This window comes from Nostoc sp. (assembly GCF_036919675.1).
Taxonomy (GTDB): domain Bacteria; phylum Cyanobacteriota; class Cyanobacteriia; order Cyanobacteriales; family Nostocaceae; genus Nostoc.
This window is the reverse complement of record NZ_JBALCP010000063.1, coordinates 1-13,098: the sequence shown is the minus strand read 5'-3', so window position 1 is coordinate 13,098 and position 13,098 is coordinate 1. Positions and strand designations below refer to the sequence as shown.

At 37.4% G+C, this 13,098-nt stretch carries 10 protein-coding genes; 9 read left to right on the top strand and 1 reads right to left on the bottom strand.

Annotation, left to right across the window (positions count from 1 at the left end; all coding sequences use genetic code 11):
• Positions 1 to 97: 97 nt before the first annotated feature.
• From V7K49_RS13165 to V7K49_RS13125, 9 genes are read left to right on the top strand one after another with little or no spacing between them, the layout of a single operon-like run.
• Positions 98 to 1,420, top strand: a complete 1,323-nt coding sequence (locus V7K49_RS13165) for a flippase (protein WP_335205912.1) — start codon at positions 98 to 100, stop codon at positions 1,418 to 1,420.
• 24 nt (positions 1,421 to 1,444) lie between these two features.
• Positions 1,445 to 2,371 carry a glycosyltransferase family 2 protein gene (locus V7K49_RS13160; RefSeq protein WP_335205911.1) on the top strand — a complete coding sequence of 309 codons (927 nt, stop codon included), beginning with the start codon at positions 1,445 to 1,447 and terminating at the stop codon, positions 2,369 to 2,371.
• Between the two features lie 28 nt (positions 2,372 to 2,399).
• Positions 2,400 to 3,638, top strand: a complete 1,239-nt coding sequence (locus V7K49_RS13155; protein WP_335205910.1) for an O-antigen ligase family protein — start codon at positions 2,400 to 2,402, stop codon at positions 3,636 to 3,638.
• Between the two features lie 48 nt (positions 3,639 to 3,686).
• Entirely contained in the window at positions 3,687 to 4,958 is a 1,272-nt protein-coding gene (locus V7K49_RS13150) for a glycosyltransferase family 4 protein (RefSeq protein ID WP_335205909.1), read from the top strand.
• A 24-nt stretch (positions 4,959 to 4,982) separates the two neighbouring features.
• A complete protein-coding gene (locus V7K49_RS13145) occupies positions 4,983 to 5,999 on the top strand; it encodes a hypothetical protein (RefSeq protein WP_334870873.1) in 1,017 nt (338 codons plus the stop codon).
• Positions 6,000 to 6,050: 51 nt separating this feature from the next.
• Entirely contained in the window at positions 6,051 to 7,031 is a 981-nt protein-coding gene (locus V7K49_RS13140) for a glycosyltransferase (protein WP_334870871.1), read from the top strand.
• Between the two features lie 60 nt (positions 7,032 to 7,091).
• Complete coding sequence (locus V7K49_RS13135) at positions 7,092 to 7,985, top strand: glycosyltransferase family 2 protein (RefSeq protein ID WP_334870869.1); 894 nt, start codon at positions 7,092 to 7,094, stop codon at positions 7,983 to 7,985.
• Between the two features lie 11 nt (positions 7,986 to 7,996).
• On the top strand, positions 7,997 to 9,199 hold the full coding sequence (locus V7K49_RS13130) for a glycosyltransferase (RefSeq protein ID WP_335205908.1): 1,203 nt from the start codon (positions 7,997 to 7,999) through the stop codon (positions 9,197 to 9,199).
• A 41-nt stretch (positions 9,200 to 9,240) separates the two neighbouring features.
• Positions 9,241 to 10,065 carry a WecB/TagA/CpsF family glycosyltransferase gene (locus tag V7K49_RS13125; RefSeq protein WP_442942287.1) on the top strand — a complete coding sequence of 275 codons (825 nt, stop codon included), beginning with the start codon at positions 9,241 to 9,243 and terminating at the stop codon, positions 10,063 to 10,065.
• An 843-nt stretch (positions 10,066 to 10,908) separates the two neighbouring features.
• Here V7K49_RS13125 and V7K49_RS13120 read toward each other — a convergent pair.
• Positions 10,909 to 11,988, bottom strand: a complete 1,080-nt coding sequence (locus V7K49_RS13120) for an endo-1,4-beta-xylanase (protein WP_335205907.1) — start codon at positions 11,986 to 11,988, stop codon at positions 10,909 to 10,911.
• Positions 11,989 to 13,098: the final 1,110 nt, after the last annotated feature.

The window sequence follows — 13,098 nt, the reverse complement described above, 5'->3', positions numbered from 1 at the left end:
ATGTAAAGTCATGCATAGATGTACGTTGTTTTATCCGTTAAAAAATTCACAATATTGAAAGAGGTAGAGAATTTTAAATGATTAATTCATAAAAATAATGTTAAGTAAATTAAAAATTAAAAACTTATCAAAATTTAAATCTCGTTCTGGGCTGCGTGCAATTATTGCCAATACAGGTTGGTTGTTTGCTGACCGCATTCTACGTATGGGTGCAAGCTTGGTCGTAGGAGTATGGGTAGCACGGTATTTAGGAGTACAGCAGTATGGTCTCTTTAACTATGCTTTAGCTTTTGTTAGCTTATTTAGCCCAATTTTCACTTTAGGACTGGACGACGTAGTAGTTCGCCATATTGTCCGTCAATCATCAAACAAAGAGGAAATTTTAGGAACCACTTTTTGGCTAAAATTGCTGGGTGGAATTGCTTCTGTCTTATTGGCAATTAGCACTATCTTTTTCTTAGGTGAGCATGAAACACTGAAGATATGGCTAGTTGCAATTTTAGGAATGGCAGGAATTTTTAGGGCGGCTGATACTATTGAACTGTGGTTTCAATCACAGGTGCAGTCAAAATACACTGTAATTGCTAAAAATACAGCATTTCTGCTAAATAGTGTCATCAAAATCGCACTAATTTTAACAAAAGCACCATTGCTAGCTTTTGCTTGGGTAACATTAGCAGAATTTGCGATGAGTGCAATTAGCTTGCTGATTGTTTATCAACTCAAAGGGTCTTCATTGTGGTTATGGCGTTGGAGTTTTGCATCTGCAAAAACTCTTTTAAAAGAGAGTTTACCTCTAATTTTTTCGGGGTTCGCTATCATGATTTTTATGAGAATCGATCAGGTGATGTTAGGTCAAATGATCGGAGATAGCGAGGTTGGAGTTTATTCTGCTGCTGTGCGTATTTCTGAAATTTGGTATTTTATTCCGGCAGCTATTGTTTCTTCTGTTGCTCCTGCAATTTATGCAGCCAAGGAAAAATCAGAAAGTCTTTACTATCACAGAATAGGACAATTACTCAGTTTAATGACATGTATATCTTTGGCAATTGCTTTTCCAATGACATTCCTGTCTAACAAGATAATTATGGTGATGTTTGGAAGTGGATATGCAGAAGCGGGGCCAATATTAGCAGTTCATATTTGGACTTCTTTGTTTGTATTTATGGGTCTTGCAACATCACCGTGGTTTATTGCTGAAGGTTTGAATCACGTTTCTTTAGGTAAGACTTTATTTGGGGCCATACTAAACATTATTCTCAATTTATTATTGATTCCTAAATATGCAGGACTTGGGGCTGCGATCGCAACCATAATCTCTCAAGCTGCTGCTACTTTTCTATGTAATGCATTTGATTCAAGAACACAAAAAATATTTCAGATTCAGGTGCGATCGCTTCTTACTTTTTACAAATATTGATCATTTATATTTAACTTTTATATTATGCAAACAGCAGTAACTTTTATTATTTTCAAGCGCCCACAAACAACAGAGAGAGTTTTTAATGCTATTCGCCAAGCCAAGCCAACAAAACTTTTTGTAATTGCAGATGGTCCCCGCACTGACCGTGAAGGTGAGGCAGAAAAGTGTGAAGCAACTCGGGCAATCATCGAAAGAGTTGATTGGGACTGCGAAGTGATCAAGAATTATTCTAATATCAACTTAGGTTGTGCAAAACGAGTATCTAGTGGTTTAGATTGGGTATTTAATAATGTTGAAGAGACAATTATTTTAGAAGATGATTGTATCCCTCACTCAACATTTTTCAGATTTAGTGAAGAACTGTTGGAAAAATATAGAAACGATACTAGAATCGCGACAATCTCTGCTCAAAATCTTCAAGTGGGACGAAAACGTACAAATTACAGTTACTATTTTTCTCGCTATAACCACTGCTGGGGTTGGGCAAGTTGGAGACGTGCTTGGCAACATTATGATTTGACCATCAAACTCTGGAAAGAGGTACAAGCAGAAAATCTTTTACATGACATTCTTATAGACCCAAAAGCAGTAAATTTTTGGCGACGAATATTTCAGTCTGTTTATAACAATCCTACAGGTATAACCTGGGATTACCAATGGACATTTGCTTGCTGGATACAGGGGAGCTTAAGTATTATTCCCAACATCAATTTAATCTCTAATGTTGGTGTTGGTGCAGACGCAACTCATTTCACTTCTAATCAAGAATTTTCGTTCATCAATATGCCAACGCAAGCGATGGAATTTCCTCTAAAACATCCACCGTTTATCGTGAGGAATATAGAGGCAGATAAATTTACCCAGAAAACAGTCTATAAAGCAACTGTATTGGATATTTTTAAAGAGGAAGTGAAGAAAAGATTGAATTACTCAACGATAAAAAAATAGCAATATATTTAGTAAACTAATAAATTAAATGTCAGCAATGAAGGTAAAATCAACAGAAAAACTATTAACTATTTTGCTATTACTCATTGCTGTAGGGGCATTAACAATCCACCCTGCACAAGAAGTTTCTATGTCTACCCTTGGAGGCGATAAGGTAGATACTTTCTTGAATATAGTTTCATATTTAATTTTATTTTATTTCATAAGCTTATATTGGAAAGGTTTTATTTATGTAATTACCAAAAGTCCATTAGAGTTTTTTTTACTAACAATAGTTATATTTTCTATATTGTGGTCAGAAGACCTACATTCTACTCTAAAAGATATAAAAGGTCTAATCAGAATATATTTTCTTGCAATCTATTTGGCAATGCGTTATTCCATTAGGGAACAAATGAGGCTAATAGCTTGGGCACTTGGTGTAGCGGCATTATTATCTATGATATTCTCTGCATTCATACCAGGTTATATTCACCAATCACCTGAATTAGTAAATATGTGGAGCGGAATTTTTGGTCATAAAAATGAATTAGGTTACATGATGGCTTGGAGCGCAGGAGTCTTTTTACACCTTGCTCTTAGTAGCCATCAATATCGCTGGTTGATGTGGGCACTATGTGGGATATCTATATGTCTAATTATTCTCTCACGTTCAACAACATCTTTAACGATCTTATTAGCAATGATATTATTTTTACCTTTCTACAAATTCCTGAAAAAAACTAATTATAAATTACAAGTTATTATGATAACTTCAGCTTTAATGTTACTCATTATTTTTTCAATATTACTTCTCAATAATGCTGAAACTGTAGTTGGTACTTCTGGTAAAGACCTTACATTCAATGGACGCTCTGACCTCTGGGGGCTAGTGATTTCCAAGATTTTGGAAAGACCTTGGCTAGGTTATGGATTTTCGGGATTTTGGACTAGTAATACTGCATCTAATCTCAGAGCTACTTATGATTGGGCAAGTAATGCTCACAATGGTTTCTTAGAACTATTCTTAGAATTAGGCTTATTAGGTTTTTTGACTTTTGCAGCAGGGTTTGTCCGGTTCTTTGTAATGGTATTGACTCGAATTATTTCTGTCGCCAAAAAACCGGAAGATTATTGGCCAATGCAGATGCTACTTATTATTGTCATAGTAAATTTCTCAGAAGCCAGATTATTAACTCCTAGTTGGAATTGGTTAATGTATGTCACCACGTCGTTATCTTTGACTCTTGAATATCAACGAAATCATAAAAATATTTTAGTCGACTAGCTATTATGGCAGTCAGAAATAATTTTAGTAATTATAAGGTTAATAAAAATGAAAGTTTTACATATTAGTACCAATGATATTAGTGGAGGTGCAGCGAGGGCTGCATATCGTTTGCATACAGGTTTAGAGGATATAGGACTAGAGTCACAAATGCTAGTTCAGGAAAAATATAGTAATGATAAAACAGTAATTGCACCTAAAATTAGACTCTTTCAAGGCATCGCTAAGGCAAAGTTGACAATTGAAAGTTTACCATTAAAGCTTTATCCTCAAAAGAAAAAGACTCCATTTTTTATTCAATGGTTGCCAGATAGAGTTATTCCTAAAGTTGCTCAGATTAATCCAGACATAATTAATTTGCATTGGATTAGTGCAGGTTTTATGCAGATAGAAACATTCCCTAAACTGAAGCGTCCTCTAGTTTGGACTCTCCATGACATGTGGGGGTTTACTGGCGGGTGTCACGTTACTGGAGAATGCGATCGCTATAAAGTATCCTGTGGAGCTTGTCCTCAACTCAACAGTGGTAAAGAATGGGATTTATCCCGTTGGGTATGGCAACGCAAAGTAAAAGCTTGGAAAAATTTGAATTTAACTTTAGTTTCACCAAGTCATTGGTTAGCGCAGTGCGCTCGTTCCAGTTCTTTGTTTCAGAATTTGCGAGTTGAGGTAATTCCCCACGGACTGGATACTCAAAAATATCGACCTATTAATCAACATTTTGCACGAGAAGCACTCAATCTACCCCAAAATAAGAAGCTGATGCTGTTTGGAGCGATAGAAGCAACAAGCGATAGAAATAAGGGATTTCATTTGTTGCAACCAGCTCTACAAGAATTGAGTAAATCTGGCTGGAAGGATGACTTGGAAGTTGTGATTTTTGGGGCATCTCAACCTGATAATCCACCTGATTTGGGCTTAAAAACACACTATTTGGGACACTTACACGATGATATATCTTTAGCAACTGTTTACTCAGCAGCTGATGTGATGCTTGTACCGTCTCTTCAAGAATCTTTTGGACAGACAGCTTCTGAATCACTCGCTTGTGGTACTCCAGTTGTTGCGTTTAATTCTACTGGCTTAAAAGATATTGTTGATCATCAGCAGAACGGGTATTTGGCTAAACCTTATGAAGTTGAGGATTTTGCTAAAGGAATTACCTGGGTACTTGAAAATGAGCAGAGGCTGCACAAGCTGTCATTCTATGCTCGTGATAAAGCCGAACAAGAATTCACTCTGGAACTTCAAGCACGTCGTTATTTAGCTTTGTTTCAGGAGATATTAATTACAACAAAGAAATCTTCATTTATTAATTAACTTAGTAAATAAACACTTCATAATATGTCAATACCTATAGCGTTTATAATTTGTACAGAACCTGGTCGTTTAGAAGGTCAATCTTTGATGCTTGCAGAAAGTATTCGTAAGTTCTGCGGTGAATTGAAAAATACGCCTATATATAGTTTTCATCCTAGAGTGGGTGAACCGATATCAAAGCAAACCCAACAAGCATTTGAAGCGTTGCAGGTGACTCATCAACAAGTTCCAATCAATCAAGAATTTCATGAATATTATCTAGCCAATAAACCCCTGGTTTGTGCCTATGCCGAACAACATATCGATGCAGAAATATTAGTTTTTTTAGACAGTGACAAATGCTTTTTTTATGAGCCAAACGAATTTTTATTGCCAGTAAATTGTAACATTCGCATACGTCCTGAGTATGGTCAAGGAATTGGTTCTACAGGTCTGCGAGACCCTCAAGAATGGTACTGGCAAAAACTATATGAAGTGCTGAATGTGAAGCGTGAGGTATTTGTTGACACACCAATTGGTAATAAAAAAATCAGAGCCTACTGGAATTCTGGTTTAGTTGCTGTAAGAAGGAGTGCAGGTATATTTACTGCCTGGAAAGAAAACTTTGAGAAGGTAATGCGTATGAATATTACCCCTCCTCAAGGGATTTATTTTGTGGAACAGTCAGTCTTATCTGTGACTTTATGCTCGCTGGAAGAAAATATTTCTCATTTTTCTTGTGCTTATAGTTATCCATTACCTTTACACAATCGCTTATCTAAAGAATCAAGACTTAAAGCTTGGGATGACATAGTGTCGATACATTATTTTAATTTGTTTTTTTATAATGATTGGAATGCACAAATTCAAAGCTTAAAAAACTTTAATCGAAGTTCAGATAAATATCAATGGTTATCCGAAGGAGTTGTTAGACATAAGATGCCGCGCACATCAGTAATGCACCGATATATGTTGACTCTCAGGAAAATAGAACAAAAGCTACGCGTGTTTAAATTGAATAGTCAAGTGAGTAATTGGATAGAAAAAATTGCAAAATTTTAAATGATTATTATCACCTGTGAGTTACATAGTTAATTAAGGAAAAGTATTTAAATGTTATTTCACGGTTTTTATATTTTTAGTACTCGACCGCTTATTGTTTCCTTTCTTGGAAGCTATCCTTTATTAGGGGGAGTGGTTTACGAAAAAAGCAAAATCACATATCAACCTCTACCTAAATGGTTTCGTCCCAAACACGTTTTAGAACATATCCCTGGGTGGTGTGGAACACCTAAGCAAATGTTACTAAGAAAGATAAAGGCAACCCTACATGGCATTGAGGGAAGAACGCATCACTTAATGGTAAATGCGTCAGATGAAGAAGAATTGCGAAAACGTTTTTTAATTCGTGGAGCGCACTTCAACCAAAATTTTTATATTAATGAATATTTATATCAAGTTATCGATCAACCAAAGCTTTATGATGCAATTTATACGGCACAACTCAATCAATCAAAGCGTCTTGGGCTGGCAAAAAACGTAGAGAAATTGATGGTTGTATCCTATGGTGGTGACTTACATAAATTTTGTCCGGAATTGAAACATGCAGATTTCAACAAAGACTTTATTGCACGTACAGAGTTAGCAAAAAAGTATAATCAGTCCTCTGTCGGTTTGATTCTTTCAGCAGTCGAAGGAGCAAATCTAGCATCAAGCGAGTACTTACTATGCGGAATTCCTGTTGTCAGTACTCCAAGTAAAGGTGGACGAGATGAATTCTTTACTTCTGAGAACTCCGTTATTGTTGCTCCAGAGCCTGAGAAAGTTGCTGAAGCTGTGCAAACTTTAAAACAGTTAGCACCTGATCCAAAAAAGATTCGAGAACAAACTCTGAAAAAAATGAATGATTGGAGGTTAGCTTATTGCACTTATATCGCTAATCTTATTGAACAAGAAGGTGGTAAAAAAATACAACCAGATGCCATGAGAGAAAAATGCTTTGCTGCACCCAATGGCATCCAATCTCGATATATAAAACTTGAAGAATTGTATAAATATAATTGGAAAAATTTTCAAGAGGTTTTTTCTATATAAAAAGCGAAATAAACCTTTAATTTGTATTGCAAAAATTTAGATTATATAAAAAAATATTCTATGAATGAATCACAGTTAGCAGTAATAATGACTTGTTTTAATAGGCGTGAGACAACTCTGAATTGTCTGCGTGCCTTAGCTCAACAAACAAAGTCTTTTGATGTTTACTTAACCGATGATGGAAGTTATGACAGTACTTCAAAGGCAGTGAAAGTTTTTTATCCACAAGTCCAGATTCTTCAAGGCAATGGGAATCTATTCTGGGTGGGAGGAATGAGACTAGCGTTTGCTGAAGCAATGCAAAAAGATTATGACTATTATCTCTGGCTGAATGACGACACAATACTAGAATCAAACACCCTAGAACGTCTATTGACGCTTCATCAAAAATTATTAGAATCTGGTCGACAAAATTCAATATTAGTTGGTACGACTCAAGATTCAATAACAAGAGAAGCTTCATACGGCGGTGCAGTAAAATCTTGCAAATGGTACTCTAATAAATATGAATTTTTAGGCTCAACTCAGGTTTTTCAAGAATGTGACACGATGTTTGGTAACTGCGTGCTAATTCCTCGTGCGGTTGTAAAGAAAGTAGGGAATCTTGATGCAGCATTTATCCACAGTTTAGGAGACCTAGATTATGGTTTGAGAGCAAGAAAGAGTGGTTGCTCAATATGGGTTGTACCTGGATATGTCGGAACCTGTGGTAAAAACTCAATCCGCAACAGTTGGGTAGATACAAAATTATCTGTTTTAGAACGCTTAAGAAAGGTAATCCAAGTCAAAGCATTTCCGCTCAAACCTTGGACTGAATTCTGTCGTCGCCACTCCGGGTTTTTCTGGGTAATTTATTGGTGTTTACCTTATCTCCGAGCCATTATTGGTTACAAAAACTTGGCTGCATCTCCCACATTTGCAGAAGAAATTCCACAAAGTAGTTCGCAACCTTAAGGAGTTCCAAAATGCAGCGACGGCTTGGTTTTTTAGCGGCAGCACCTCGGATTTCAACACATCCTGATGCAGAAATGTCTGGACCCCGTTCCCGAATTTTAGGAATCCTGAAGGGCTTTCAAACACTTGAGTGGAAAATCGAAACATTTATTGTCGGAGATAAAGTTTCAAAAAAGTGGTCGGCGAATGGTTCTGGTGAATTAATTAGCAAAGGATTTTTCTACACCTTAGCAGTAGATTTTATGCGTCTCGGTCTTGGTGTCATTAACTCGTGGAGAAGCTACCAAGAACTTAAAAATCAAGTTGATTGGGTGTATGAGTACGCTGCGACTTTGCAATGTCTGGGCTGGATATTCCAACGTCAGGGAATACCTTGGATTTTGCAAGCTGAAGCATTACTTTTTTATGAAGCAAAGGCAGAACGAAAAGCATTGATCCTGTATAGATTAGCTCAATGGATGGAAATTAGATCATATCAAAAATGTGATGTTTTAGCCTGTGTAAGTGAAACTTTAAAAGAAATTTTAGTACAGGATTTTGGGATTTCGAGGGAAAAAATTGTCTTGATACCAAACGGAGTCGATATTGATTTTATTAATCCTAAACTACATGTTCCAAAGCGAATATTTTCAGGTTTTACTATAGGTTTTATAGGTAGTTTATATGCTTGGGCTGGTTTAGACTTATTAGTAGAAACAATATCTGAATTACGAGCCGAAGGCTTAGACATTTCGCTAGTAATAGTAGGCGATGGCGTAATGAAATCTGCTTGGGAAAAGCAGAGTCAAGAATTAGGTATTTCGCCTTATGTAGCTTTTATAGGTCGAGTTTCTTGGCTAGAAGTACCCCAGTATATCGCTGGATTTGATATTGGTTACTCTGGGCAAGTTCAACTAAAAATGGGAAAAATGTATCTCTCACCTATGAAACTTTATGAATACATGGCAATGGCTAAACCAGTCATAGCATCAGCTTTTGAAGATGCTAAACGGTTGATTTGCGATCGCAAAACAGGTTTCCTATTTAAACCAGGTGATAAAAATGATTTAAAACGTACCTTATTGGAAGCTTATCAGAAAAGAGAAGCACTGCCAGAAATGGGACAATTTGCTTGCATTGAGATAGTAAATCATCACAGTTGGGCTGCTAGGGTACAGAACTTAGTTGAAGGTGCTGAACAAATATTGAAAAAACAGCGATCGCATACTCAGTAGTATTAAACCTTTACTCATATAATCTAATACTAAAAAAATTTATGATCCGGACTTCATCTTATAAACTTCTTGGTATTCAAGTGGATGCCCTTTCTATCCCTGAGTTAAATTTTTTGATTAAAGAATCTATTGAGCAAAATCAGAAATTGATTATTGCTAATCACAACTTGCATAGTCTTTATCTCTTCCATAATGATCCAACAATGCAAGCTTTTTATGCCAAGGCAGAATATATCCACATTGATGGTATGCCTCTATTGTTTATTGGAAAGCTGTTGGGTTTTCCAATGAAACGAGAACAAAGAGTAACCTATGCTGACTGGGTATGGCCTCTGATGGCGGAAGCAGCTGATAAAGGCTGGCGTGTATTTTATTTAGGTTCAAAGCCAGGAGTTGCTGAACAAGGAGCAAGTATTTTGCGCCAGAGATTTCCTGGTTTACAGATTTCTTGCGCTCATGGCTACATTGATATGAATAAAGATAGTCAAGAAAATCTCGCTACTCTGGCTGCAATTAATGCTTACAAACCCCATATATTAATGGTGGGGATGGGTATGCCACGCCAAGAATATTGGATTTCCGAAAATCTTGAACATATTCACACCAACACTATTTTGACTAGTGGAGCCTGCATGGACTATGTATCAGGAGCAATACCCACTCCTCCTCGCTGGATGGGAAAGGTCGGCTTGGAATGGTTGTATCGCTTGTTGTGTGAACCTAAAAGACTTTGGAGACGTTACTTACTTGAGCCTTGGTTTGTTGGCACATTATTTTTACGAGAAATTTGGAGTATCTCAAGTAAACAAAAAAGAAATAGAATGCTGCTATTTCTTAGTACAAGATTTCACAAGTTTGTAGCGTGATTGAGTCTCGCCAAGCCTTACCAGTAGGTCGCTCAATTCGTCATGAATTTATAAAATACTGGTAATACCAATTCTGTTTGAAGATGCGCCAAACTATATGAGGAACGAACCGCATTCGCGCAGCGCGATGCCCTGAGCGGCTGGTGAGCGCAGTCGAACCATGCCGTTGGCGCAGCCTCTCTAAGAGTTGGGTCTCCAAGAGTTGAACGCATAGACACGTACTCCTACGGAGAAGCAAGCTACGCAAAGCGCCTCGTAAAGCCTGCGGCATAGCTTCTCTACGAGACGCTATGCCGCAGGCTTAGGGTGCAGCCTCTTCAAGAGTTGAGAAGTAGCTGACTGTAGGGTAGGACACAAAGAAAGAAAGAAATAAGAAGCCAAAAAAATTTGGTGCAGCCTCACAAAGAAATGGTATAAGGCTTAATCACTAATTATAATGCTTCTCAATTGAGCGCAATACAGACCTAACAAGAACAGCCCCAACCCTTGTAGCATTGGGGAGTAAATTCAAAGCCTCTGACGTCACATGCAAGGCTTGTCGGCAGAGCCGGACGCCAGTCGCTCATGTACAGCCCTTCTCAAGACAGGAGACACTTTTGCGTTCGGGCATCCTACGGCAGGCGCTAGCCTCTCCCTTTGGGAGAAGACCGCGCTGGCTCCCCAACGCAGTGGGTCCTCCTTTTAGGAGAGAGGTCAAAGTGTATTGCGTACAAACGAAAAGCGCTACAGTCAAGATATTGTATTCAACTTTCATCCTTGTAAATAAGGAAGAATCTCGCCACATACTTCGTTCAGAATGACACTTAAAAGCGCTATTTACATCTGGGTGCGAGTATAAGTTGCTTACTGAAAAGCCTGGGCAATAGCGTTGCGGGCAAGTTTAGGTTTCAGGTTCTTATCGAAGGGAAGCGGACGCAGAAATTTCTGGAACTCTGGATTATCCTTGTATTTTTGTGGCATCCATTGAGGATAACGTATCCAGGTGTGACGATCAGTAATTCCCCATGTAATCACGGTATCAACTCCACCTGCAAAGCACAGCTCAAGAAATCGCTTGTAACTATCCGCTATCATTTGATCGAGCTTTTCAATACTATCAGGAAATGGAGTATCAATAATAATATCTAATTCAGTGATTACTGGTTTAACTTCCAGGTCTTTTAACCGTTTTAAGACGCTACTAAATCCTTTCTCGTCAAAAGGATAGTTTTTAGAAAACCATAAATGCGATTGCAGACCTGCCCAGTCAAGTTTGACCCCATTATTTTTCAGGTATTCCACCATTTTTAAATAATGGTCTGATTTCCATGTAGCGCCTTCAATGCCAAAATCATTTAGGCAAAATTTCTTATTTTTATCAACTTCAGCTGCTATTAAAAATAAGTCTCGAATCAATTCTGGTTTTACCCCTCTACGCAAACCATAGCAGTTGTCAGTTCCATCTGGAGTATCAGCGATAATTTCGTTGGCAATATCCCAAGATTTTAAAACCGGACTCTTGCGATAATGCCCCATGACACCAGTAACATGGCGTTCGAGCATTTTAAGAGTAGGGGGGTAAGGAACCCAGTCTGGTTTTGACAAGTGCCAAAAAAGGGTATGACCATGCATTGTCATATTATGCTTTTGGCAGAAATTGGCGATCGCATCTGCTGATTCAAAGGTAAATTTTCCTGGCTGTGGTTCAGTGCCGGCCCATTTTAATTCACCATTTGGTGTCGCAATCGAACATTCACGAGCAATCAGGTCAGCGTAACCCTTCTCTTTTCGCAAAAAGTCACCATCAATTGCTGTGCCATAACGCTTTCCTTTGGCGGCAGCTAATTGCCGAAGTGGAGAATTTACATTTCTAATTGGATTATTTGCTGCGATAGAATTCGTGCTCTGGTCTTCTCTTTGCTTATCCTTTTGTAAAAACCCCATAGTCAATAAGGCAGAAAGGGTAGTGTATCCTGCTCTTGTTAAAAATTTTCTCCGATAAGGCATAAATTGTACTTAATAAAAAACACATAGTTTATTATATTACAGAATAATTTTTGATACTTTTTGGGGTTTAGTAATGATTCCCACAAAGTCATTGCATTCCAAATAGCTAAAGCTACTGTTTGTCTCCCACTTCAGTAATTTTTCTCAGAAAAGGCTGTGCTAACGCTAACACAGAACTACAAGTATTTATCGATCTTCATCCAGATATACGGCAATACGCTTGGGTTGGAGCCACATAAAATATATTGCGTAGGTTGGGGAGCCACAGTGCCCAAGCGGGTTTCCCAACTTGTCCCTTGCGCGTTTCCCCTTAGGAGAAGCAAATGGCGTTTGAGGAACGAAACCCAACCTAGACGGGCATTTGTTGGTTTTCACTACCCTGCCTTAAGCCGCCTCTGGCGTCTATGTTCAACCCAACCTACAATTATCTTTAACTCAAAAGATAGCTGAATACTAATTAAAATTTCACGAATATTATTGTGAATCTGTTTGACTAAAGCTTGTCCTTTATCATTTTCGGTTTCTAGGAGAATTTTTGCTTTTTCATATTCTTCAATATATTTAAAATATCTACTAAATGGATGAAACAGCTATTTACCAGCTTTTTCAATTTCATCAATCTTTTGTTTATATTCATACATTTTAATATCTATCTTCATTTCCTTTTTGACTAATTTACCTTGCGATTTATGGCTTAATTAAAGTTGTAAGATAATTTTTCTAAATTATCTTACATAAAAATAAGGTTTTTATTAATAAGATGTGAGATGCAAATTTAAGTATTTTTTCTAGGACTTTTGCCTAGATCCAAGTTTACTAGTGGCAGAGCCGCAATGAGGTGCATTACCAGCCTCTGGCTAGTAACGAGTTTTAAAAGGGTTTTAGCTTAAGTTGACACCAATACATATCTGTGCGCCTCTACAAGGGATTGATAAAATACTCTTGGATGTAGATTACAGCACTTCCGTCTGTTATGAGGTACACTAGATTAAAATATAAATACTTTTAAATGAAGTCATATTCTGTCGAACTTCGAGAAAAAATAGT

What these genes read in the sequence shown, in the direction of transcription:
- V7K49_RS13165 (WP_335205912.1), top strand. Translation starts at nt 98, where the DNA reads ATGTTAAGTAAATTAAAAATTAAAAACTTATCAAAATTTAAATCTCGT.
- V7K49_RS13160 (WP_335205911.1), top strand. Translation starts at nt 1,445, where the DNA reads ATGCAAACAGCAGTAACTTTTATTATTTTCAAGCGCCCACAAACAACA.
- V7K49_RS13155 (WP_335205910.1), top strand. Translation starts at nt 2,400, where the DNA reads ATGTCAGCAATGAAGGTAAAATCAACAGAAAAACTATTAACTATTTTG.
- V7K49_RS13150 (WP_335205909.1), top strand. Translation starts at nt 3,687, where the DNA reads ATGAAAGTTTTACATATTAGTACCAATGATATTAGTGGAGGTGCAGCG.
- V7K49_RS13145 (WP_334870873.1), top strand. Translation starts at nt 4,983, where the DNA reads ATGTCAATACCTATAGCGTTTATAATTTGTACAGAACCTGGTCGTTTA.
- V7K49_RS13140 (WP_334870871.1), top strand. Translation starts at nt 6,051, where the DNA reads ATGTTATTTCACGGTTTTTATATTTTTAGTACTCGACCGCTTATTGTT.
- V7K49_RS13135 (WP_334870869.1), top strand. Translation starts at nt 7,092, where the DNA reads ATGAATGAATCACAGTTAGCAGTAATAATGACTTGTTTTAATAGGCGT.
- V7K49_RS13130 (WP_335205908.1), top strand. Translation starts at nt 7,997, where the DNA reads ATGCAGCGACGGCTTGGTTTTTTAGCGGCAGCACCTCGGATTTCAACA.
- V7K49_RS13125 (WP_442942287.1), top strand. Translation starts at nt 9,241, where the DNA reads ATGATCCGGACTTCATCTTATAAACTTCTTGGTATTCAAGTGGATGCC.
- V7K49_RS13120 (WP_335205907.1), bottom strand. Translation starts at nt 11,988, where the DNA reads ATGGGGTTTTTACAAAAGGATAAGCAAAGAGAAGACCAGAGCACGAAT.